The organism is Bradyrhizobium sp. WBOS07 (assembly GCF_024585165.1).
In the GTDB taxonomy this organism is placed as follows: domain Bacteria; phylum Pseudomonadota; class Alphaproteobacteria; order Rhizobiales; family Xanthobacteraceae; genus Bradyrhizobium; species Bradyrhizobium japonicum_B.
Map to the genome: position 1 here is coordinate 4357296 of NZ_CP029008.1, position 22845 is coordinate 4380140.

At 65.7% G+C, this 22845-nt stretch carries 22 protein-coding genes; 14 read left to right on the forward strand and 8 right to left on the reverse strand.

Annotation, left to right across the window (positions count from 1 at the left end; genetic code table 11):
- Nucleotides 1-38 precede the first annotated feature (38 nt).
- A complete protein-coding gene (locus DCM79_RS20815; RefSeq protein WP_257176122.1) occupies nucleotides 39-725 on the forward strand; it encodes a glutathione S-transferase family protein in 687 nt (228 codons plus the stop codon).
- A gap of 56 nt (nucleotides 726-781) precedes the next feature.
- On the opposite strand, the gene DCM79_RS20820 is transcribed toward DCM79_RS20815, so the two are convergent.
- From DCM79_RS20820 to DCM79_RS20840, 5 genes are all read right to left on the reverse strand, one after another.
- Nucleotides 782-2791 (reverse strand): methyl-accepting chemotaxis protein, encoded by a 2010-nt coding sequence (locus DCM79_RS20820; protein ID WP_257176123.1) that lies wholly within the window; start codon nucleotides 2789-2791, stop codon nucleotides 782-784.
- Nucleotides 2792-3048: 257 nt separating this feature from the next.
- Complete coding sequence (locus DCM79_RS20825; RefSeq protein ID WP_257176124.1) at nucleotides 3049-5595, reverse strand: HWE histidine kinase domain-containing protein; 2547 nt, start codon at nucleotides 5593-5595, stop codon at nucleotides 3049-3051.
- Complete coding sequence (locus tag DCM79_RS20830) at nucleotides 5592-6173, reverse strand: biliverdin-producing heme oxygenase (RefSeq protein ID WP_257176125.1); 582 nt, start codon at nucleotides 6171-6173, stop codon at nucleotides 5592-5594. The genes DCM79_RS20825 and DCM79_RS20830 overlap by 4 nt, the downstream gene beginning before the upstream one ends.
- 133 nt (nucleotides 6174-6306) lie before the next feature.
- A complete protein-coding gene (locus DCM79_RS20835) occupies nucleotides 6307-6462 on the reverse strand; it encodes a DUF1127 domain-containing protein (protein WP_257180803.1) in 156 nt (51 codons plus the stop codon).
- 65 nt (nucleotides 6463-6527) lie between these two features.
- Nucleotides 6528-6971: a nuclear transport factor 2 family protein gene (locus DCM79_RS20840; protein ID WP_257176126.1), complete on the reverse strand. Its 444-nt coding sequence runs from the start codon at nucleotides 6969-6971 to the stop codon at nucleotides 6528-6530.
- Nucleotides 6972-7062: 91 nt separating this feature from the next.
- Here DCM79_RS20840 and DCM79_RS20845 point away from each other — a divergent pair, with 91 nt between their 5' ends.
- The gene (locus tag DCM79_RS20845; protein ID WP_257180804.1) at nucleotides 7063-7986 is read left to right on the forward strand and encodes a LysR family transcriptional regulator; all 924 of its coding nucleotides are present in this window, start codon (nucleotides 7063-7065) and stop codon (nucleotides 7984-7986) included.
- A gap of 100 nt (nucleotides 7987-8086) precedes the next feature.
- On the opposite strand, the gene DCM79_RS20850 is transcribed toward DCM79_RS20845, so the two are convergent.
- A complete protein-coding gene (locus DCM79_RS20850) occupies nucleotides 8087-8707 on the reverse strand; it encodes a glutathione S-transferase family protein (protein ID WP_257176127.1) in 621 nt (206 codons plus the stop codon).
- A gap of 125 nt (nucleotides 8708-8832) precedes the next feature.
- Between DCM79_RS20850 and DCM79_RS20855 the strand changes: the two genes are divergently transcribed.
- Nucleotides 8833-10110, forward strand: a complete 1278-nt coding sequence (locus DCM79_RS20855) for a flavin-dependent oxidoreductase (RefSeq protein ID WP_257176128.1) — start codon at nucleotides 8833-8835, stop codon at nucleotides 10108-10110.
- A 217-nt stretch (nucleotides 10111-10327) separates the two neighbouring features.
- Here the strand turns inward: DCM79_RS20855 and DCM79_RS20860 are convergent, their stop codons facing one another.
- Together DCM79_RS20860 and mutY are read right to left on the reverse strand one after the other, a co-directional pair.
- Nucleotides 10328-10747 carry a PaaI family thioesterase gene (locus tag DCM79_RS20860; protein ID WP_257176129.1) on the reverse strand — a complete coding sequence of 140 codons (420 nt, stop codon included), beginning with the start codon at nucleotides 10745-10747 and terminating at the stop codon, nucleotides 10328-10330.
- 50 nt (nucleotides 10748-10797) lie between these two features.
- A complete protein-coding gene (gene mutY, locus DCM79_RS20865) occupies nucleotides 10798-11913 on the reverse strand; it encodes an A/G-specific adenine glycosylase (RefSeq protein ID WP_257176130.1) in 1116 nt (371 codons plus the stop codon).
- A gap of 84 nt (nucleotides 11914-11997) precedes the next feature.
- On the opposite strand from mutY, the gene DCM79_RS20870 reads away from it, so the two are divergent.
- The 11 genes from DCM79_RS20870 to DCM79_RS20920 all read left to right on the forward strand — a co-directional run bounded on the left by DCM79_RS20870 (nucleotide 11998) and on the right by DCM79_RS20920 (nucleotide 22837).
- On the forward strand, nucleotides 11998-12282 hold the full coding sequence (locus DCM79_RS20870; RefSeq protein WP_257176131.1) for a type II toxin-antitoxin system RelE/ParE family toxin: 285 nt from the start codon (nucleotides 11998-12000) through the stop codon (nucleotides 12280-12282).
- Nucleotides 12254-12577 (forward strand): HigA family addiction module antitoxin, encoded by a 324-nt coding sequence (locus tag DCM79_RS20875; protein ID WP_257176132.1) that lies wholly within the window; start codon nucleotides 12254-12256, stop codon nucleotides 12575-12577. The genes DCM79_RS20870 and DCM79_RS20875 overlap by 29 nt, the downstream gene beginning before the upstream one ends.
- 9 nt (nucleotides 12578-12586) lie before the next feature.
- A complete protein-coding gene (locus DCM79_RS20880) occupies nucleotides 12587-13078 on the forward strand; it encodes a DUF721 domain-containing protein (RefSeq protein ID WP_257176133.1) in 492 nt (163 codons plus the stop codon).
- 134 nt (nucleotides 13079-13212) lie between these two features.
- Nucleotides 13213-13869, forward strand: coding sequence for a DsbA family protein (locus tag DCM79_RS20885; protein ID WP_028134866.1), 657 nt, complete (start codon nucleotides 13213-13215; stop codon nucleotides 13867-13869).
- Nucleotides 13870-14086: 217 nt separating this feature from the next.
- On the forward strand, nucleotides 14087-17551 hold the full coding sequence (smc, locus tag DCM79_RS20890) for a chromosome segregation protein SMC (protein ID WP_257176135.1): 3465 nt from the start codon (nucleotides 14087-14089) through the stop codon (nucleotides 17549-17551).
- A gap of 112 nt (nucleotides 17552-17663) precedes the next feature.
- Nucleotides 17664-18641, forward strand: a complete 978-nt coding sequence (locus tag DCM79_RS20895) for a small ribosomal subunit Rsm22 family protein (RefSeq protein ID WP_257176136.1) — start codon at nucleotides 17664-17666, stop codon at nucleotides 18639-18641.
- 140 nt (nucleotides 18642-18781) lie between these two features.
- A complete protein-coding gene (locus tag DCM79_RS20900; RefSeq protein ID WP_257176137.1) occupies nucleotides 18782-19342 on the forward strand; it encodes a LemA family protein in 561 nt (186 codons plus the stop codon).
- 146 nt (nucleotides 19343-19488) lie between these two features.
- Entirely contained in the window at nucleotides 19489-20721 is a 1233-nt protein-coding gene (locus DCM79_RS20905) for a M48 family metallopeptidase (protein ID WP_257176138.1), read from the forward strand.
- Between the two features lie 216 nt (nucleotides 20722-20937).
- Nucleotides 20938-21690 carry a hypothetical protein gene (locus tag DCM79_RS20910; RefSeq protein ID WP_257176139.1) on the forward strand — a complete coding sequence of 251 codons (753 nt, stop codon included), beginning with the start codon at nucleotides 20938-20940 and terminating at the stop codon, nucleotides 21688-21690.
- A gap of 60 nt (nucleotides 21691-21750) precedes the next feature.
- Nucleotides 21751-22419: a hypothetical protein gene (locus DCM79_RS20915; protein ID WP_257176140.1), complete on the forward strand. Its 669-nt coding sequence runs from the start codon at nucleotides 21751-21753 to the stop codon at nucleotides 22417-22419.
- 85 nt (nucleotides 22420-22504) lie between these two features.
- Nucleotides 22505-22837 carry a GIY-YIG nuclease family protein gene (locus DCM79_RS20920; RefSeq protein ID WP_257176141.1) on the forward strand — a complete coding sequence of 111 codons (333 nt, stop codon included), beginning with the start codon at nucleotides 22505-22507 and terminating at the stop codon, nucleotides 22835-22837.
- The last annotated feature ends 8 nt before the right edge of the window (nucleotides 22838-22845 follow it).

Consider the following 22845-nt stretch of genomic DNA (forward strand, 5'->3'; position numbering starts at 1 on the left):
GCTGCATTCGCGCCTGGCAACAAACCCTGGGGAGATCGATGCTCAAATTCTATTTCAACGGATCGCCGAACCCGACCAAGGTCGCGCTCTACCTGGAAGAAGCAGGCCTGCCGTACGAGCCCGTGAAGATCGACACCCGCAAGGGCGAGCAATTCGCGCCCGACTATCTGAAGATCAATCCGAACGGCAAGGTGCCGGCCATCGACGACAACGGGACGATCGTGTTCGATTCCAACGCCATCCTGCTCTATCTCGCCGAGAAGACCGGCAAGTTCCTGCCCGCCGCCAGCCTGCGCGGCGAGACGCTGTCATGGCTGATGTTCGTCGCCACCGGCGTCGGCCCCTATTCGGGCCAGGCGGTGCACTTCAAGCATTTTGCACCGAAGGACCAGAACCACGACTACGCCCACAACCGCTACCAGTACGAGACCGATCGCCACTACAAGATTCTCGACGCCCGGCTCGAAGGCCGCCGCTACATGGTCGGCGACAGCTATTCGATCGTCGACATGGCGCTGTGGGGCTGGGCGCGGATGCTGCCGTTCAAGCTCGGCGACGACGCCGTCGCGCGATACCCGAACGTGAAGCGGCTGCTGGACGAGATCTCGGCGCGCCCCGCAGCAGAGCGCGCGATCGCCCTGAAGGACAAGTTCACCTTCAAGGCCGAGATGGACGACGAGGCGCGCGCCAACATGTTCAAGCACATGACGACCAAGGTCGCCTGACCGCGCGACGTCAGCTGGGGCCACGCGCATGCGCGTGGCCCCTTTGCTTTCGAGACTCAGGCGGCGTGAACCGAGCTCAGGAACCTGGCGACTTCCTGCTTCAGCCGGCTGCTGTCGGCCGACAGCGAACGCGCCGCGGACAGCACCTGGGACGAGGCCGATCCGGTTTCGGAAGCGCCGCGCTGCACGTCGCCGATATTGGTCGAGACGCGCTGCGTACCGTGCGCCGCTTGCTGGACGTTGCGGGAAATCTCCTGCGTCGCCGCGCCCTGCTGCTCCACGGCGGCGGCGACCGCCGACGAAATCTCCGACAGCCGCTCGATGGTGCCGCTGATCTCCCTGATGGCGCCGACCGACTGCTCGGTCGCAACCTGGATGTTGGAGATCTGCTGGCCGATCTCGCCGGTGGCTTTCGCGGTCTGCTCGGCCAGCGCCTTGACCTCGGAAGCGACCACGGCAAAGCCGCGGCCGGCATCGCCGGCGCGCGCCGCCTCGATGGTGGCATTCAGCGCCAACAGGTTGGTCTGGCCGGCGATGGTGCTGATCAGCTCGACCACGTCGCCGATTCGCGCGGCGGCCTTGGAGAGTTCACCGACATGCGCGTTGGTCTTGCTCGCCTGACCGACGGCCTCGCCGGCGATCCGGGCGGATTCCTGCACTTGGCGGGCGATCTCGGACACCGAGGAGGAGAGCTCCTCGGTCGCCGAGGCGACCGCCTGCACATTGGCCGACGCCTCCTGCGAGGCGCTGGCCACCTCCGTCGACAAATTCTGCGCCCGCGAGGCGGTCGTGGTCAAAGTGCCGGCGGAGGCTTCGAGCTCGTTCGACGCCGACGACACCGTGTTGACGATCTCGCCGACGGCCTGTTCGAACTGGTCCGCCAGCCTGGCCATGTCCTCTTTGCGGCTTTCGGCCTGCCGCGCCTCGAGCTCGGCCTGCTCGGCGCGCATGCGCTCGGTGTCGATCATGTTGTCCTTGAACACCTGGATCGCCTTGGCCATGTCGCCGATCTCGTCGGCCTTGCCGCGACCGGGAATCTCGACCGCGAAATTGCCGCCGGCAATCAGCCCCATCGCACGCGTCATCGAGGTCAGGGGACCGACGATGCTGCGGGCGATCAGGAAGGCGACGATGCCGCCGAACAGGATGGCAAGACCGCCTGCAACCTCCTGAATGGTCGTCGTGCCGGCGATCACGTCTTCGGCATGGGTGCGCGAGTCCTGATAGTCCTTCTTCAGGGTCGTTTCAGCGGCCTTGAGCCTGCCGATGCTGTCGACGATGAGCGGTGCGAGGTTCTTGTGGTAGATCTCGTCGGCCTGGAGCATCGCGGCGGAGGTCGTCTCGAACGCGGATTTGTAGATGCCGAGCGCGGTCTTCACCGGCGCGAGCGTGGATCGCAATTCCCCTGCCTGCGGGCTCTTTTCGATCGCCGCGAGCCGTTGCGCCGCCCTGTCCACACTGGCCCGGAAGTTGGCCGGCCCCTGGGTGTCGCGCAGGGCCAGGAAACGCCAGTTGGCGACCCGAACCAGGAGGACCCTGGATTCGAGGTCGGCAACGAGGGCCGCGGTGTCTTCGTCGACGGCTGCGCGCGCCGTATCGACCAGCTTGGCCATTTTCACGGCCAGCTCTTCGCCGCTCGGCAGCAACGTCGCCTTGCCCGTTCTCGCCTCGTTGACGGCGTCTCCGAGGTTGTCACGCAGGCGTCGCATCTTGGCGACGTCGTCGATGAGGCCGTTGTAGAGCGCCCGCCGCTCCTCCGAGAGCGTCCCCGTCGCGCCGACCCGCAACAGCTCGGTCGCCGCGGTTTCGCGCTCTTGCGCTTCTTTCATCGCGGGTTCGTTGGCATCGTAGATGTAGCGCAGATTGGCGCGCTGGATGGCCTGCAGGTGGGTCGAGATCTCCAGCACCCGCGCCGTGCTGTCCGAGAGCGCGGATTGTCTTCCGACCTGATCCTGCACCGCCCGCAAATTCCAGACCGCCACCACGGCCATCACGAGACCAACCGCCACCAGGGCCATGAAGCCTGCGTACAGCCGTCCCCTGATCCGCAAACGAAACTTCGGCATTCCCACTGTCCACCAACATGCATTTCACTTCGAGCGGCCGAACGAATCCGGCGATCGTCAGCGGCCACCCCGGCAGCCGCGCGTCGCGTCCTCGCGACCCACGCTGCACCGCGACACAATGGGGGACACTCGTTAATTGAACCTTCAAATTCTTCGCGCGCACGCGCATCGGCGCACATGGACCTGCCGATATTATCAGCAGCTATGCGAAGTCATGCAAGAATCTGCAGCGGCGTGCATAGCGTGCACGCAAATCCCTAGAGGACGCTGGCCTGCTGCAATTTGCCGAGTGCGTGCTCGACCACTTCGAGCGTGTACGGCTTCTGGACGACCGGCACCGAGGCAAGCTCGGCCGGAAGCGGCGCGCGCTCGCCATAGCCGGTTGCGAAGATGAAGGGCACGCCGATCTCTTTCAGTTTCTGCGCCACCTTGATGCTGCTCTCGTTGCCGAGGTTGAGATCGAGCAGAGCAAAGCTCGGCCGCGAACGCTCGATCGAACGCAGCGCCTGATCGACGCTGGCGGCGGTGTCGACGTGGCGGGCGCCGAGATCGAGCAGGATGACCTCCGCCGCCATTGCGATGATCAGATTGTCCTCGACAATCAGCGCGGTCTCAGACAGCCGGGGACGGCTGGACTGTTGCTCCTCGATGCGCATGGCGGCTCCTGCTATTGATGGCACGAATTCTACGAAATTTGCGGGGATGACGAACTTCGCCTGCACCCCCAGAAGATCGAAGCGGATCTCGGCATCGCCCTTGAGATCGAACGGCACCGAGCGTTCGATGATCGTGGTGCCGAAGCCCCGCCGCGACGGCGGCTGCACCGGCGGGCCGCCGCTTTCCTTCCATTCGATCACGAGGCTCGACGACGGATCGAGCCGCCAGACCACCTCGACGCTGCCGGTGGAATCGGCGAGCGCGCCATATTTGGCGGAATTGGTCATCATCTCGTGGACAACGAGCGCCAGCGTCGCAAACGCCTTGGGATCGAGCGCGACATCGGGCCCGCCCATCTTGATCCGGCCTGCACGCGCGCCGAGATAGGCGCCGGCCTCGGATTCGACGAGGGTCCGCAGCGCCACCGGCGCCCAGTTCAGATTGGTGATCTGGTCGTGGGCGCGGGCCAGAGCCTGGATACGGCCGCCGAGGACGCTGGCAAACTCCTCCACGTTCGTCGCGGTGTCCTTGCTCTGCGCCACCAGCGCGCGGACCAGGCTCAGGATGTTGCGGACGCGGTGGTTGAGCTCGGCGATCATCAGCTCCTGCCGCTCCTGCGCACCGCGGCGCTCACGCGCGGCGAGATCGGACAATTGCAGGATCACTTCCAGCAGAGTGACGCGCAGGCTCTCGGCGATGCGGATGTCGGCCGCCGACCACGGCTTCGACTGGCCCGCCACCGTCTCCTGCCAGAGCTCGAAACTCTTGCGCGGCGTCAGCCGCGGTCCGTTCGGACCCTCGTCGTAGACCTTGTCGGGAGCGCCGGCCCAATTCACGGACCGCGTGACCTCACGGCGGAAGAAGATCAGGCAGTCGCGCGGCGTTCGCGAGATCGGAATGGCGAGAAACCCCGCGGCGCGGTCGCGGAACGCCTGGCCGGCGGCATAGATCTTGGCGATCTCGGCGCTGGCGAAGATGCGCCCCGGCGAATTCCGGTTGATGAAGGCGACGAGATCCTTCACCTCGTCCTCGGTCGGCGTCTCGCCCTGGAGCACGATCTTGTTGTCGGACCACACTGCGACGCCGTCGCAGTCGATCATCTTGCGATAGTCGCCGAGGAAATCGACGATCGCGCGCCGACTGTGCTCGTGCGAGGCCGCGATCTCGATCAGCCGCTCCTGGACCTGATGGGCGCGGGCTTCATAGGCGACGTCGCCCTCGCGTTCGCGCCCCTCGACGATCCAGGAGAACATCTGCCCGAACAGCTCGGACGCCGTCCGCTTGTCGAACGAGATGTAGCGCGGCGAATAATGATGGCAGGCGAACAGGCCCCACAGCTTGCCGTCACGCAGGATCGAGACCGACATCGAGGCGGCAACGCCCATGTTGCGCAGATATTCGATGTGAATCGGCGAGACCGAGCGCAGCACGCTCATCGAAAGGTCGAGCAGCCCGGCATTGTGCGTGGGGGTAGACACCAGCGCAGCCGGCCTGGAGTTGATATCGGCAATGATGCGTAGCCAGTTGCGCTGATAGAGGATGCGGGCCTGCCGTGGAATGTCGGAGGCCGGGTAATGCAGACCGAGGAAGGATTCGAGCCCGGCTTCCGCAGTCTCGGCGATCACTTCGCCCGATCCGTCGGGATGAAACTGGTAGACCATGACCCGGTCGAAGCCGGTCAGCACCTTGAGCTGCCGCGCCGCCTCACGCGCGAGATCGGTCATGCCGCGGGTCTTGCGGATCCGGTCGAGCATCAGGCGGACCAGCTCGCCGGAATTGACGCCCGGCTCGTGGACGCTCGGCTCCGCTTCGACGATCAGGTAGACGCCGGAGAAGTGGATCGAGAGATCGTAAAGCGGCTTGCCGGCCTGGAGCTCGAGACCGAACAGGCGCTCGGTGGCATCCGGTCCGCTCAGATGGTCGACATGGCTGCGGATGGTCGCGACAGCGGCTTCGGAGATGACGGTCGACAACGGCCGCTGAAGCAGATCGGCAACGTCGCTTCCGAGAAAGCTGCCGACATTGTCGGAGGCCATGCAAATGGTGAAATCCGAGAGCACAGCGAGCAAGAAGCCGAACGGCTGCACGCTGCCCGGAATATGGATCGGCTCGCGATCGCAATTGGTGAGATTGACCGCCTCGTTCATGCGCGATCCGCCGCCTGCTCGAACGCGGCGAAGGCAATGCGCGCCGCCGCGATCACCTCGATCTCGTCGCAGACCTCGCTTTCGAGCTTTGACAGGAAGTTTTGCCAGAGCCGCTTGCCTGTCCCGTGGCGGAGATAGAGGGTGGCCGCACCGATGCGCGGATCGGCCGCATCGGCCACCGTCTTCAGCAGAAATTTCGCGCCCAGACGGGAACCCTCCAGCACGTACATGGTGCCGAACACGCCGCTGCGCGTGAGCGGCGGCACCGACACCATCGCCGCGGCGCTAGCGCCCAGGCGATCCAGATCGGTCGCAATGGCAGCGCTCCGCGACCGCTCCGGCCAGTCTGGAAAGATGCCGTCCACGCCGGCGTCCGCCAGGGCGGCCTCGAGCGGAAGAAGGGCACCGGCACTGGCATGAAGGAAGCGGCGATAGCCGGAAACGCCGGTCAGGTCGAACGCGGACAATTGCGCATCGAGCTCACGATGGGCATCCGACGTCGCATCTCTTAGGCGTTCACGCAGACCGGACGAGCTGCGGCCTACATGTCTCGTAACGTCCGAAGCCCCAACCAGCATACAAGTCCCAGAAAGCCCGCGGTCTCGGGGCGCGATTGCCCCGGAAACCGAGAGAAACGTCGGGGAGCTGCAAAGGTTCCGGGGGAATTCGAGCCGGAAGCGGCGCGACCGGCGCCGCTTCCTCGTCATCGATCTATTTGCGCCGCACAGGTCTCTTCAGTTCGTAGGCGATCTCGGCCCGGGTCATGCCGCAATCCTGAAGCTCGCGCTCGGTCATCGCAGCGAGCTGGCGCCGGGCTCGGGATCGCTGTCGCCGAGCCCGCGCGAGGTCCACCAGCGTCCGCCACATTCGTACAAGCACCGCGAGGCGGGACGGACAGGGCCGGCCGGTGAAACCGACGTCGTCCAATCCGGTCAGCTCGCAGCCCTCACGGCCTCTTGCGGAAACGGGCCCAGCGCCCTCTCCGTCAGGATCGAGTCGCAATACTCGCGGATTTCCTTGATCTTGCCGTCCTCCAGACGGAACACCAGGCAATAATCATTGTCGTAACGCACGCCCTCAGGCGTGACGTTGTCGCCCTTGGCCTCCACGACGACCACATCGCCGTCGGCGATGAAGCGGTGCGCGACCGTGCGCGTGCGGTCGCGCAGGCGGGTGCGCACATAGCCGTGCAGATCATTGAGGATCGCCTCCTTGCCCGAAAAGGTGCGCGACCAGGAATACTGGCCGGTGACCACCCATTTGGCGTCGTCGGCAAGGCTCGCGGTGAACAGGGCGCGATCGCGCGCGGCCGGATCCGGATTGGCGGCGGCGGCGAAAATATCCTGCATCAGTTTCTTGTTGGCGGCAGCGCTCATGGCGGCATCTCCGTTTGGTGAGAACACCGAGATCATCGCCGGCCGATCTACATTCTTCAAATCGATAGTGGATATGATATGTATTCACCCGATGAATTTGAATTCGCTCGACCTGAACCTGCTGACCGCACTCGACGCATTGCTGCGCGAGACCAGTGTCAGTCGCGCCGCGCTTCGGATGGGCCTGTCCCAGCCGGCGGCGAGCCATGCATTGCAGCGCCTGCGCGACATTCTCGGCGATCCCCTGCTGGTGCGCACCGGCGCGCGGATGGAGCTGACGCCGCGGGCGCAGGCCTTGCGCGCGCCGCTCGCTCAGGCGCTCGACCAGGTGCGCGGGCTGTTCGTGCCTGACGAGTTCGATGCAGCGCGCAGCGAGCGGCAATTCCGCCTGATGATGCCGGATCTCGCGGTCGAGCTGTTGGTGCCGCGGTTCATGGAGAAGGTGACGCAGGTCGCGCCCAACGTCCGCATCGACGTTGTCCCATGGCGGGGATCTGCGATCTTCCACGCCGAATTCGCCCGCACCATCGACCTGGTGATCTCGATCGGAAACGCCTTCAAGGGATTTCACCGCCAGCTGCTCTATACCGACAGCGACGCATTAGCGGTGCGGCGCGGTCATCCCACAGGCGCGAAACTGAAACGGCGCGAAACCTTCCTGGCCGCACGCCATGTCGGCGTGATCATTCGCGGCAGCAATGAGGATTTGATCGACACCTGGCTGCGAGCCAAGGGCATCGAGCGGCACATTTCGCTGGTGGTGTCAGGCTATCTCGAAGCGCTGCACGTCGCCGCCCGCACCGACCTCGTCGCCTTCGTGCCGCGCCGGCTGATTGCCGCATTGTCGAAGCAGCTCGGCCTCGTCACGGTGACGCCGCCGCTCGACCCCGGGATCGACGAGCAGTTCATGTTTTATCCGACCCGGGCTCAGATGGACCCCGGCTCGATCTGGCTGCGCCGGCTGATGCTGGAGACGGGACGAGAGCTGGAGCAAGACAAGCGCAAGCTCTCGTAGGTTGGGCAAAGGCGCAAAGCGCCGTCCCCACCATCTTCCGCGGCAACGAACCGATGGTGGGCACGCTTCGCTTTGCCCACCCTACAAAGCCGGAACGTTGTTACGCCTTCTGCGCTTCCATCACCTTGCGCACCGCGGGGCGCTCCGACATGCGCTTGAAGTGATCGGCGATCTTCGGCGTCTCATTGATGTCGACACTGTCGCCTTCGAGCCAGGTCGAGAGGGTGTAGAGATAGGGATCGCAGATCGTGTACTGCTCGCCCATCACCCAGGGTCCCCCGAACATCTTCTGCTCGATCAGCTTGAAGCAGGCGGCCATGGTCTTCGGAACCATCGCTTTCATGTCGGCGAACGAGCTCTCTTGGGTCGCCCAACGCGCGCCGCGCATCTTGTGGGCGTGGTTGATATGCACGGTCGAGCACAGATAAGAATTGAACGACTGCACCTGGGCGAAGTCGAAGGGATCGTCGAGCGGCGCGAGCTTCGCCTTGGGGAAGGTCTGGGCGAGGTAGGCCAGCATCGCCGGCGTCTCGGTCAGGACGCCGCGATCGGTCACCAGCGCCGGCACGCGGCCCTTTGGGTTGATCTTGAGATAATCAGGGCTGTTCTGCTGGTTGTCCTTGAAGCTCAACCGTTCGGCCGTGTAATCGGCGCCGGCCTCCTCCAGTGTGATGTAGGTGGCGAGCGCGCAGGTGCCGGTGGCGTAGTAGAGCTTGAGCATGTCGGACCTCATGGGAAAGCCCGAGGTTAACGGCCCCTCGCCGCCCCGTCCATAGGCGAGCTCTTCGCAGTTGCCCACCGCCGCCCTGCTATGCGAAGACGCGTCGATCGGAGGGGGATTTTGTCATGACCGTACTCATCGCCGGCGGCGGCATCGGCGGGCTGACGCTTGCGCTCAGCCTGCACCAGATCGGCGTTCCCGTGAAAGTGTTCGAGAGCGTCGCCGAGCTGAAGCCGCTCGGCGTCGGCATCAACGTGCTGCCGCATGCGGTGCGTGAGCTGATCGAGCTCGGGCTTTTGGACAAGCTGGATGCCAGCGGTGTGCGGACGCGCGAGCTCGCCTATTTCTCCAAGCATGGCAAGCCGATCTGGAGCGAGCCGCGCGGGCTGGAGGCCGGCTACAAATGGCCGCAATTCTCGATCCATCGCGGCACCCTCCAACAGATCCTGCTCGACACCGCGGTCGAGCGGCTCGGCCGCGACAACATTCTCACCAGCCATCATCTGACCGGATGGACCGAGACCGCAACCGGCGTGCGCGCCGACTTCATCGACCGCGCGACCGGCAAGACCGCCGGGAGCCATGAAGGCGCGATCCTGATCGCCGCCGACGGCATTCATTCCGCCGCGCGAGAAAAGCTCTATCCGAACGAAGGCCCTCCGATCTGGAACGGCCGTATCCTCTGGCGCGGCGTCACCCCGGCGAAAGCCTTCCTCACCGGCCGCACCATGATCATGGCCGGGCACGAGATCCTGAAATTCGTCTGCTATCCGATCAGCAAGGAGCCGGACGCGAACGGCAACCGCCTGATCAACTGGGTCGCCGAGCGGCACATGCCGCCGACCCATCAGTGGCGGCGCGAGGACTATAACCGCACCGCGCGCCTGGAGGAGTTCCTGCCCTGGTTCGAGAGCTGGACGTTCGGCTGGCTCGACGTGCCCGGCCTGATCAAGAACTGCCCGCACGCCTATGAATATCCACTGGTCGACCGCGATCCGGTCTCGCAATGGACGTTCGGCAGGGTCACGCTGATGGGCGACGCCGCGCATCCGATGTACCCGATCGGATCGAACGGCGCCTCGCAGGCGATCCTCGATGCCCGCGTCATCACCCGCGAGATTCTCGCGCATGGTCCGACCAGCGCCGCGCTGCTCGCCTATGAGGCCGAGCGCCGGCCCGCGACCACCGATCTCGTCCTGCTCAACCGCAAGAACGGCCCCGAGCAGGTGATGCAGCTGGTCGAAGAGCGCGCGCCCGAGGGCTATAAGATCGTCACCGACGTGCTGTCGCAAAAAGAGCTGGAAGACATCGCCGCCAATTACAAGCGCGTCGCCGGATTTCAGGTCGAGGCACTGAATGCCAAGCCGCCGATCGTGAGCAAGGACGCCCGCGCGGGGGCGTGAGGTCTCCACCGAGATGCGCATGAATGTGCCCTCGCCCCTTGCGGGAGAGGGCGGCGACGTCGGTAGACGGACATTCGCTTGGGTGAGGGGTTGTCTCGGCGAGTTCGTCTCTCGCGATTTGAACTCGCGGAGAGAAACCCCTCATCCGGCGCTTCGCGCCACCTTCTCCCACAAGGGGAGAAGGAAGAGGGAGTGCGGTGCTAGACCGGTGCCGACCTCACCTCACCACCCGCGCCGCCTCCAGCAGCCGCTCGCTCGCGCTCGCTGTCGCCAGCACCGTGCCGTCCTGCGCCATCAGCTTGGCCTCGACGAAGGCGATGGTCTTGCCGAGCTGCGTCACTTTGGCCTCGCCGATAATTGGACCGGGCTTGGCCGGCGCCAGAAAGTTCACGGTCATGCTGATGGTGGTGGTGTAAAGCCGGCCTTCGCTCATCACGAGCACCGCCGGCCCCATCGAGTCATCGAGCATGGCCGAGAGCATGCCGCCCTGAATGAAGCCCGCCGGATTGCAGAATTCCGGCTTGCCCTCGAAGCCAAGCTTGATCCAGCCTTCCTGCGGACGGGCATCGAGCAGTCGCCATCCCAGCAGCTCGGCACAGGGCGGTCTCGGAAAGTCGTCGAGTGCGGTCTTGACCATTGGCAGCCTCCGTTCGCAATCCCTAGCGCAACGCTGCTGCCAGCGTGCTGTCAGGAGGGACGGGGCGGTGCAAGATCCAGCGCATGCGCGATCACCTTGCGCATGACGTTGGGAAGCGCTTCATCGGCAAGGGTCGCAGTCGGCACCCAGCGCATGCCCTCCGGTGCACGCGTGCGCGCCGACGCCTTCGCGGTATAGACCACGAGCTCCAGCGGAAAATGCGTGAAGACGTGGGTGACCACGCCCGCCTTGCGTTGCCAGCGCGACAATCCCTTCAACTCGGGCGCCTGCCGCTTCGCGGTCGTATCGTCCTGGCCGGCAAGCCAATCTGAACCCGGCACCTCGGTCATGCCACCGAGCAGCCCCTTTTCCGGCCGGCTGCGGACCAGCAGCTCGTCGCCGCGCGACACGACGAAAGCGGCGCCGCGGCGCAACGTGCCGCTCTTCTTCGGCGCCTTGCGGGGAAACGTCTCCTGCGTGCCTTGCGCATACGCGATGCAATCCTCGTTCAGCGGGCACAGCGAGCACGCCGGCTTCTTCGGCGTGCAGATCGAGGCGCCGAGATCCATCAGCGCCTGTGCGCTGTCTCCGGCCCGGCTGTCGGCCAGCAGCGTCGCCGCCAGTTGCTGGATCAGCGGCTTGGCCTGCGGCAGCGCTTCCTCGACCGCAAAGAGCCGCGACACCACGCGTTCGATATTGCCGTCGACCGGCATGGTGCGGCGGTCGAAGGCGATCGCCGCAATCGCCGCCGCCGTATACGGCCCGATCCCCGGCAGCGCGCGCAAGCCCTCCTCGGTGTCGGGAAAGATGCCGCCATGCTCGCGCGTCACCGCGACGGCGCAGGCATAGAGGTTGCGTGCGCGCGAGTAATAGCCGAGCCCGGCCCACATCCGCAGCACGTCATCCTGCGAGGCGCGTCCGAGCGCGGTGACATCCGGCCAGCGTGCGACGAACTTCTCGAAATAGGGCCCGACCGCCTTCACCGTGGTCTGCTGCAGCATGATCTCCGAGAGCCAGACGCGATAGGGGTCCGACGCCTGCCCCGGCGCGGCGCGCCAGGGCAGCCGGCGGCGGTGGCGGTCGTACCAGGCGAGCAGCAATGACGGGCGAGCCGATGGCGTGGGCGCCGTCGTGCTACGTTCTTTCCTGCGCGCAGACGAGGACATTCGGTCTTTCCTAGAGGAGGATTTCGCCCCTGGCCAGCGCAACCCCACCATTGCGCACTATAACGCCATACGTTATACACAAGCATGATCCAGAGCTTCGCCAACTCCGAGACAGGGTTGATCTGGTCCGGGCGGCGAAGTCGAAAACTGCCGCCCGACATCCAAAATACGGCTTTGCGAAAGCTGCGTTTGCTGAATCAAGCACGGGTGTTGGCCGATCTCAGGGTTCCGCCGGGCAACCGGCTCGAAGCCATGAAGGCTGATCGCCAAGGCCAGCACTCGATTCGGATCAACGATCAGTGGCGCATCTGTTTTGCTTGGGACGACGGAGGACCGAGAGATGTCGAAATCGTCGACTACCACGACTAGGAACGGTCTCCTCCGCAATCCTCATCCCGGCGAAATCCTGCTGGAGGAGTTCTTGAAGCCGATGGATCTCAGCCAGAACGGGCTGGCGCGCGCCGTTCGCGTGCCACCGCGGCGCATCAACGAGATCGTCCTGGGCAAACGCGACATCACGGCCGACACCGATCTGCGGCTCGCCCGCTATTTTGGTCTGTCGGAAGGCTTTTTCCTGGGACTCCAGATGGACTACGATCTGATGCAGCGACGGCGCGAGATCGATCGCGACCTCAAGGCCATCCGGCCACGCGCGGCAGCCTAGTTCCGGCCGATGTCCAAATTCCCGCCCAAACCCGGCCCCATCAGCGCCAAGCCGCTCGGGATCCTGCTCGACGACGTCTTTGCCGAGGCCTATGCCAAGCAGGGATTCGCGGCGCGCGAGCTGGTGACGCGGTGGGCGCAGATTGCGGGAGCCGAGATCGCCGCCCATGCCGAGCCGTTGAAGATGCAATGGCCGCGGCCGGTGGAGGGCCAGCCGCAGGAGCCGGCGACCCTGGTGCTGCGGGTCGAGGGACCGATGGCCCTGGAGATCCAACACTCCGCCGACGTGATCCTGGAGCGGGTCAATCGCTTCTTCGGCTGGAGCGCGGTCGGCAAGCTGGCCTTCCGCCAGGCCCCTTTGTCGCGGCCCCAGGCCCGGAAGCGGCCGGCCCCGCCGGACCCCAGACGCGTCGCCAAGGTGGCCGAGAGCCTGGGGGAGATCGAAGACGAAGAGCTGAAGACGGCGCTGGCCCGGCTCGGGGCCGCCATCAAGCGAAATTGAGCCTCATTTCGCGGCCAATCTGGACCCGTCCTCGTCGCTCGCCATTGCCTCAAACCACGTTTCAAGCTAGCGACAGGCCGCCCGGGAACCTCGACAAACCCCGGGGCGAGACCACGCCAATTCGGGAGCCGACCGTGATCATCACCCGCCGCGCCTTCACCACGATGCTGTCGCTGACCGGGCTTGCCGCGCTCGCCGGGCTCTCGCCGCTCCGCCTCATCTCCGACGCCATGGCGCAGTCGGCCGCCGACGTCGCCAAGCCGGTGTCGCTGCCCGACATGGCGCTCGGCCCGAAGGATGCCGCCGTCACCATCACCGAATACGCCTCGATGACGTGCCCGCACTGCGCCGTCTTCAACGAGCAGGTGTTCCCCAAGATCAAGAAGGAATACATCGACACCAACAAGGTGCGTTACATCTTCCGCGAGTTCCCGCTCGACATCAAAGCCGCCGCCGGCTCGATGCTGTCGCGCTGCATCGCCAAGGACGACGCGCCGAAATATTTCGCGGTCACCGACATGCTGTTCCGCCAGCAGAACGACTGGGTCATGAAAAACACCACCGAGACCCTGACGCGGATCGGCAAGCAGGCCGGCCTTACACAGCAGCAGGTCGAAGCCTGCCTGAAGGATCAGGCGTTGCTGGACAAGATCGCCGCCGACCAGAAATACGCCAGCGACGTGCTCAAGGTGGATTCGACGCCGACCTTCTTCATCAACGGCGAGAAGATCAAGGGCGAGACCTCGTTCGAGGAGTTCGCCAAGAAGATCAATCCGCTGCTGAAGAGCTGATTCGCACGCGACAGCTCTGATTCGCGCATCCAAAGCCGTATCTTTCCCGGCATAAATCCCTTGGGAAAAGCGGCTTTCGCCGGTTGCCCTCGCTGCCCACCGCGGCCATTGTCCAGCCGCATGAGGCGCCTCGCGCGACTCGCCCGGATAGCGACATTGCCTTTCATGGTATTGTCCCGGCAGGGGGATTCGCGCCTGCCAACAGAGATACGTGCTTATGAAAATCACCCGCCTGCGCCTTCACGGCTTCAAGTCCTTCGTTGAGCCCACGGACTTCGTCATCGAGCCCGGCCTGACCGGCGTGGTCGGCCCCAACGGCTGCGGCAAGTCGAATCTCGTCGAGGCGCTGCGCTGGGCGATGGGCGAGACCTCCTACAAGAGCTTGCGCGCCGCCGACATGGACGCGGTGATCTTCGCCGGCTCCGGCAACCGTCCCGCGCGCAACCACGCCGAAGTGACGATGACGATCGACAATGCCGATCGCACCGCGCCCGCGGCGATGAATGACAGCCAGCTGCTCGAAATCTCCCGCCGCATCGAGCGCGAGGCCGGCTCGGTCTATCGCATCAACGGCCGCGACGTGCGCGCCCGTGACGTCCAGATCCTGTTCGCCGACGCCGCCACCGGCGCGCGCTCGCCTGCGCTCGTCCACCAGGGCAAGATCGGCGAGATCATCCAGGCCAAGCCCGAGCAGCGCCGCCGCGTGCTGGAAGACGCTGCCGGCGTCGCCGGCCTGCACGCCCGCCGTCACGAAGCCGAGCTGCGGCTGAAGGCGGCCGAAACCAACCTCACCCGCGTCGAGGACGTGATCGGCCAGCTCGCGGGGCAGATGGAAGGCCTGAAGAAGCAGGCCCGCCAGGCGGTGCGCTATCGCGAGGTCGCGGCCAAGGTCCGCAAGGCCGAAGCCACGCTGTACCATCTGCGCTGGATCGGCGCGCATGCCGACGTCAACGAATCCGGCCAGACCCACGATCTCGCCGTGCGCGAGATGGCCGAGCGCACCCAGCACCAGGCCGAGGCCGCCCGCATCCAGGCCATCCGCGCCGCCGAGATGCCTGCCCTGCGCGATGCGGAAGCGCGCGCTGCGGCCGGGCTGCAGCGCCTCACCAATGCCCGCGAGCTGCTCGACCGCGAGGAAGAGCGCGCCAAGGAGCGCGTCGCCGAGCTCGAGCGCCGCCTCGCCCAGTTCGAGGGCGACATCTCGCGTGCCCAGCAGCAGACCATGGATGCCGACGTCGCGCTGCAGCGGCTCGACACCGAAGACGCCGAGCTGAAGGAAGAGATCAAGTCGCGGGTCGAGAAGCGCTCCGGCGTCGACGAGCGCGTCGCCGAGGCCGAGGCGGTGCTGACCGAGACCGAGCAGCGCTTCGCCGAGCTCACCACTGCGCTCGCCGACCTCACCGCCAGGCGCAATCAGCTTGAGGCCAACGTCCGCACCCATCGCGACAAGCTTGCCCGGCTCGACCAGGAGATCGCGAACGTCGCCGCGGAAGAGCAGAAGCTCACCGAGGCGACCGGCGGCTTCGGCGATCTCGACGAGCTGACCGCTCTGGTCGAGACCGCGGAAGAGACGCTGGCGGCGTCCGAAGCTGCGGCACAGGCCAGCGAAGCTGCCCACGTCGCGGCCCGCCAGACCCTGGAATCCTCGCGCTCGCCGCTGGTCGAAGCAGACAAGCGCGTGCAGCGGCTCGAGACCGAGGCGCGCACGATCTCCAAGATCGTCAACGGCGAGACCAAGAATCTGTGGCCGCCGATCATCGACGGCATCACCGTCGACAAGGGTTTTGAGAAGGCGATCGGCGCCGCCCTCGGCGACGATCTCGACGCCCCGATCGATCCGTCGGCGCCGATGCGCTGGACCAATGTCGGCCACACCGAAGGCGATCCGGAGCTGCCCGAAGGCGCGGTGCCGCTCGCCAACCACGTTCAGGCGCCGGCCGAGCTGGCCCGCCGCCTCGCCCAGATCGGCGTGGTGCCGCGCGAGCGCGGCGCCGAGCTGGTGTCGCAGCTCAAGACCGGCCAGCGGCTGGTCTCGCCCGAAGGCGATGTCTGGCGCTGGGACGGTTTCGTCGCCGCGGCGCATGCCCCGACCGGCGCGGCCCGCCGCCTTGCCGAGCGCGCCCGCCTCGTCGACATCGAGAACGAGCTCGAGCAGGCCCGCATCGACGCGCAGATCAAGCGTCAGTCGCTGGAGAACGCCGAGTCCGAGCTGCAGATGGCGGCGAGCACCGAAGGCGCCAGCCGCGAAGCCTGGCGCGCCGCGCAGCGCGAGCTCAACGTCGCGCGCGAGCGTCATGCCAACGCCGAGCGCGAGATCAGCCGCCACGCCGCGCGCAAGGCGACGCTGTCGGAAGCGCACAGCCGTCTTGCCGCAGACCGCGCCGAGGCCGAAGCTGCTTACGAATACGCCCAGGCCGGCATCGGCGAGCTGCCGTCGAGCGAGGACACCGAGACCCAGCTCGCCGCCGTTCGGAGCGACATCGAGGGTCACCGCCGCATGGCGGCCCAGGTCCGCGCCGAGGCGCAGGCGCTGGCGCGCGAAGCCGAGCTGGCCGATCGCCGCGTCCAGGCGATCCTGGCCGAGCGCACCGAGTGGCAGAACCGCAAGGAGAGCGCGGCCTCCCATATCGACACCATCCAGGCCCGCATCGCCGAGCTCACGATCGAGCGCAGCGAGCTCGAGAACGCGCCGGCCGTGTTCGCCGAGAAGCGTAGCGCCCTGATCACCGAGATCGAGTACGCGGAGAACGACCGCCGCATGGCCGCCGACGCGCTCGCCACTGCGGAAAGCGCGATGGCGGAGACCGACCGCGTCGCCAAGCTGACGCTGGAGGCGCTCTCCAGCGCCCGCGAGGCCACCGCCCGCGCCGAGGAGCGCATGGACGGCGCCCGCCGCCGGCTGGAGGACGTCGAGCGCGAGATCCGCGACATGCTCGAGGTCGAGCCGCAGGCCGTCGCAGGCCTCGCCGAGATCGAGCCCGGCGCCGAGCTGCCGCCGCTGCACGACATAGAGGAAGAGCTCGAAAAGATGCGCCGCGACCGCGAGCGTCTCGGTGCGGTCAACCTGCGCGCCGAGGAGGAGCTGCGCGAGGTCGAGACCCAGCACACCGGCCTCGTCACCGAGCGCGACGACCTCGTCGAGGCCATCAAGCGGCTGCGCCAGGGCATCCAGAGCCTCAACAAGGAGGCGCGCGAGCGGCTGTTGACCTCGTTCGAGGTCGTCAACAACCACTTCAAGCGCCTGTTCGTCGAGCTGTTCGGCGGCGGCGAGGCCGCGCTGCACCTGATCGAGAGCGACGACCCGCTGGAAGCCGGCCTCGAAATCATCGCCAAGCCGCCGGGCAAGAAGCCGCAGACGCTGTCGCTGCTGTCGGGCGGCGAGCAGGCGCTGACTGCGATGGCGCTGATCTTCGCGGTGTTCCTGACCAACCCCTCGCCGATCTGCGTGCTGGACGAAGTCGACGCGCCGCTCGACGACCACAACGTCGAACGCTACTGCAACCTCCTGCACGAGATGACCGGCTCGACCGATACGCGCTTCATCATCATCACCCACAACCCGATCACGATGGCGCGGATGAACCGTCTGTTCGGCGTCACCATGGCCGAGCGCGGCGTGTCGCAGCTGGTGTCGGTCAGTCTTTCCGAGGCCGTGGACATTCTCGACCAGAACGTGGCGTGACGTCTGTGGCGTCATTCCGGGGCTCGCGCAGCGAGAACCCGGCATCTCGCGCAACAATCTCGAACTCCCGGGTTTGCGACTGCGTCGCGCCCCGGGATGACGGTGGGCAAACATGATCGCCCCCACCATTCCCTCCGAGCTGAAAGCGGCCCTCGACGGCAAGCTCGACGGTTTCTCGCGCACCGACGCGGCCCAGCGCTCGCAAAAAATCTCGACTACCTATCGCGCAGGCGGCACCTCCGGCGCGATCAAGTCGGAAGCCGATGCCCTCGCCTACGCGCTGGCGCGCATGCCGGCGACCTATGCGGCGGTGGCGGCGAGCCTGAATGCGCTCACCGAGATCGCGCCCGACTTCGCCCCGGAAACGCTGCTCGACGTCGGCGCGGGCCCGGGCACCGCGAGCTGGGCCGCCGCGGAGGCGTTTCCGTCGTTGCAGGATTTTACGCTGCTCGACGCCAACGCCACGCTGAGCCGGCTCGCGCTCGAACTGGCGCGCGACAGCTCGCGATTGGCGGAGTGCCGCCATCTGCCGGGCGATGCCGGCGGCAACCTCGCGGAGGTCTCGCAAGCCGATCTCGTCATTGCCAGCTACGTCATCGGCGAGCTCGGCGAAGCTGATCAGCGCAAGCTCGCGGAGGCGATGTGGGCGAAAGCGCGCCAGGCGCTGGTCGTTATCGAGCCCGGCACGCCGGCCGGCTACGCCCGGATCCTCGCGCTGCGCCAGCAGCTGATCGCGGCGGGCGCGTATGTCGCCGCGCCCTGCCCGCACGAAGGACCCTGCCCGCTCACCCCGCCCGATTGGTGCCATTTCTCCCAGCGCCTGCCCCGCTCGCAGGCGCACCGGCAGATCAAGGGCGCCGAGGTGCCGTTCGAGGACGAGCGCTTCATCTACGTCGCCCTGACCCGCACAGCACCCGCAAGCCGCGCCGCGCGCGTGCTGGCGCCACCGGACGTGGGCAAGGCCGAGATCACCGCCAAGCTCTGCACCGAAGACGGCGTTGAGCTTGCGAAGGTATCTCGGCGCGACAAGGCGGCCTATGCAGCAGCCCGGCGCTGGCGCTGGGGCGACGCCGTGATTGCCGAAAGTTAACCTCGTTGCTCGCCTTACCTTGAACTTGGGCGGCTTCCCGTTCGACCAAGTCCTACCTCCCTTCCGCGTCGGGCTCTCATCCTGCGCCAATTTGGTCTATCCTAGCGCCCGCCCGCTTTCTTTCCCTTCAGGAGTCCTCCATGTCGACCGGCTGGATCGTTCTCGGCGTCATCGTCGTCCTCGCGCTGTTCGCCTTCAGCGCGTATAATCGCCTGGTGGCGCTGAGCCAGCGCGTCGGCCAGGCCTTTGCCGATATCGACGTGCAGCTCAAGCAGCGCCACGACCTCGTTCCGAACCTGGTCGAGACCGTGAAGGGCTATGCCACGCATGAGCGAGGCACGCTCGACGATGTCATCAAGGCGCGCAATTCGGCGATGTCCGCGCAGGGGCCGGCGCAGGTGTCCGCGGCCGAGAACCAGCTGTCCGGTGCGCTCGGCCGGCTGATCGCGCTGTCGGAGGCTTATCCGGACCTCAAGGCCAACGCCAATTTCCAGCAGCTCGCATCCGAGCTTTCCGACCTCGAGAACAAGATCGCGGCGAGCCGCCGCTTCTTCAACAGCGCGGTCCAGGAATACAATACCGGCATCCAGCAGCTGCCGGCTGCGCTGTTCGCCGGCATGTTCGGCTTCACCAGGAAGGACTTCTTCGATCTCGGCGCCAGCCGCACCCAGGTCGAGGCGGCGCCGCAGGTGAAGTTCTGATTGCTGCGTGACCGGCTTCTCACTCTTGTCGTTCCGGGGCGCGTCGAAGACGCGAACCCGGAACCTCGACCGAGGCACTAAGCTCCAGATTCCGGGTTCACGCCGTTGGCGTGCCCCGGAATGACAAGGAGCAAACGGAAGCAGCCATGGCCGCGTACGGTCTCTACACGCACATCGCCTCGAACAAGTCTCGTTCGATGCTGCTGCTCGCCGGCTTGTTCCTGCTGGTCTACGTGCTGGTCTTTGCCGGCGCACTCGTCGCCGAGGTTTTCATCGACAGCAACCGGACCGTCGCCTTCTACCTGAGCCACGCCTTCCAGGATCTGAAAGTCGCAGCGCCCGTCGCGACCGTCGTGGCGGCGGTCTGGATCGTGATCGCCTATTTCTTCCACCAGTCGATGATCGACGCGGTGACCGGCGGCCACGGCGTCACCCGGCAGGAGGAGCCGCGGCTCTATAACCTGCTCGAAAACCTCTGCATCTCGCGCGGCATCACCATGCCGAAGCTGAAGATCATGGAGAGCCCGGCGCTGAACGCGTTCGCGACCGGCCTCAATCCCAGGCAATATTCCATCACCGTCACCACGGGTCTCCTCGATGCGCTCGATGACAAGGAGATCGAGGCGGTGCTGGGCCACGAGCTGACCCATATCAGGAACGGCGACGTCCAACTGATGGTTGTCGCCGTCATCATCGCCGGCGTGGTCGGTTTCTTCGGCGAGATGTTCTTCCGCCTGTTCACGAATTTCAACTGGAGCTCCGGCGGCTCGTCGAGCTCCTCATCGTCCTCGCGCTCGTCCTCGTCGTCGAGCGACAGCAAGAACTCCGGCGGCGGCGCGGTGATCGTGATCATCATCGCGATCGTGCTGATCGTGCTGGCCTGGCTGCTGTCTCAGGTGGTCAAGCTCGCGCTGTCGCGGTCGCGCGAATATCTTGCCGACGCCGGCTCCGTCGAGCTGACGAAAGATCCCGATGCGATGATCTCGGCGCTGCGCAAGATCGAGAATCGCGGCGAGCTGCCCGGTGCAACCTCGGCCGTGATGGAGCTCTGCGTCGACAATCCCCGCGAGGGCTTCGCCGATCTGTTCGCAACCCACCCCTCGGTGCAATCCAGGGTCGATGCACTGGTCAAGTTTGCCGGCGGCCATGATCCGGGCCCGCTGCCGCCGGCCGAGGCAACGGACGAGCCCGAAGCGCCGGCCGACCAGCAGGACGCCCCACCGCCGCCAGATCGCGGTCCCTGGAACGATGCCGGCGGCCCTGTCGCTCCGCCGCCCGTGCCCGCATCCGGCCCCTCCGGAACTGCGAACAGCAACCCCATGGGCATGCCGGCCGGCAATCCCATAGGCAATCCTATGGGTCCTTGGGGCCGTCATTGAGGATGCGATATGCCGCCATGCGCGGCAGTTTCGCCGCGATTGGGAAAAACTTCGGAAATTGCCGTATCGACATGCCGAGGAATTGAATTCTCCCTTGTTTCTGCCATGTTCGCGCCCAACAGCAGACTCGGGACATCCTTGGGGCATTCCTTGGGACATCGATTTGGGGCCCGGCCGATTGCGACCTCGCGATCGGGGGCGCGTTAGGGGACAGCAATGGCAAAGCCGGCAGTGGTTGTGGTGGGCGCGGACAAGGGCGGGGTCGGCAAGACCACGGTGTCGCGCACCTTGCTCGATTATTTCTCAGCCAACAACGTGCCGACGCGCGCCTTCGACACGGAATCGCCGCGCGGAACCCTGAAGCGCTTCCACCCTGATATCACCGAGATCGTCGACATGACGACGACGTCGGACCAGATGAAGATCTTCGATACGCTGAACGCCGTCAGCCCTTCGGTAACCGTGATCGACGTCCGCGCCGGCCTGCTCTCGCCGGCCCTCGCTTCGCTGCGCGACATCGGCTTCCTCGACGCCGCCAAGGCGGGCCAGATCACCTTTGCCGTGTTCCACATCCTGGGACCCTCGATCGCCTCGCTGGAGGAGATCGCCGAGACCGCGGGCTTCATGACCGGTGCAAAATATTTCCTGGTGAAGAACTTCATCAACGACACCCAATTCTTCCAGTGGGACCAGGCGACCTACAATTCCTACTTCCACCGCATCAAGGACGCCACCGAGCTGACCATCCCCAAGCTCAACGAAATGGCCTATGAGCAGGTCGAAGTGTCCTCCGTTCCGTTCCTGAAGTTCGTCGCCAACAAGGGTATCAACGACGAGGCCGCGAACTACTCCTTCGTGCTGCGCGGCTATGTCCGGCACTGGCTGGCCAACGTCTGGAGCGAGTTCGACCGCATCCGCCTGACCGACATCGTCGGTTCGAAGCCGGTGACCCGCAACAGCGAAAAATAGTTGCGCAAGCCGGGCTGATACGGCTGGATTGGTCGTCAAGTTCGACTGATATAGCTGTCGATGTCCGCAACGCCCGTCTACATCATCTGCTCGCCCCGCCCGCAGGTCGGCAAAACCCTGCTGGCGCGGCTTTTGAGCGAATTCCTGCTGCTCAAGAACGGCAACGTCGCGGCCTTCGACGTCAATCTGAAGGAGCCGTCGCTGCTCGACTACCTGCCCGGCGTCACCGAGACCGCCGACGTGATCGACACCTACGGCAAGATGCAGCTGATGGACCGCGTCATCGTCGACGACGGGCTTGCCAAGGTCATCGACCTCGGCTTCCACGCCTTCGACGAGTTCTTCAAGATGACCGACGAGATCGGCCTGTTGAAGGAAGCGGCACGCCGCCACGTCGCGCCCCAGATCCTGTTCGTCGCCGACACCGACCGCGTTTCGGCGCGCGCGCACGAGATGCTGCGCGCGCAGATCCCGCGCATGAACCTGATCACGGTCGACAACGAATATGTAGTGCGCGGCGAGCTGCCGGCAGCGATGGAAGGCGGCCGGCTGCTCCGCCTGCCCGCACTGCCCGGCTTCCTCAAGACCTATATCGACCGGCTGAACTTCTCCTTCACCCGCTACCTGCGCCAGGAGAAGGACTCCTCCACCGAGCTGCATCAATGGACCCGGCGCAATTACCTCGCCTTCCGCGAGCTCGAGCTCAGCCTGATCCTGCAGCGCTCCTGAATATTTTACCCGGGTAATATTGACAGAAGCCATACGTGCCGCTACTGGGGTGCGCAGCAACGCCCTCAGTTAAAACGGCCCGTCCGTGAGCATCGACCGGAAAGCAGCGATCACCGCCTATAAGGAGCGCAAGACCATTGCGGGCATCTACGTCGTGCGCTGCGCAGCGTCGGAGCAGGCCTGGGTCGGCCAAGCGCCGAACCTGGAGACGATCCAGAACCGGATCTGGTTCTCGCTGCGCCAGGGCAGCCACACCTGCCGCAGCCTCCAGGCCGCCTGGACTGCGCATGGCGAGGCCGGCCTGACGTTTGCCGAATGCGAGCGGCTGGAGGACGAAGAGAGCGCCTATGTCCGGAACGCACTACTGAAGGAGCGCCTGCTGCACTGGCGGGACGCGCTGAAGGCCGAGACGATCTGACCGCGGCG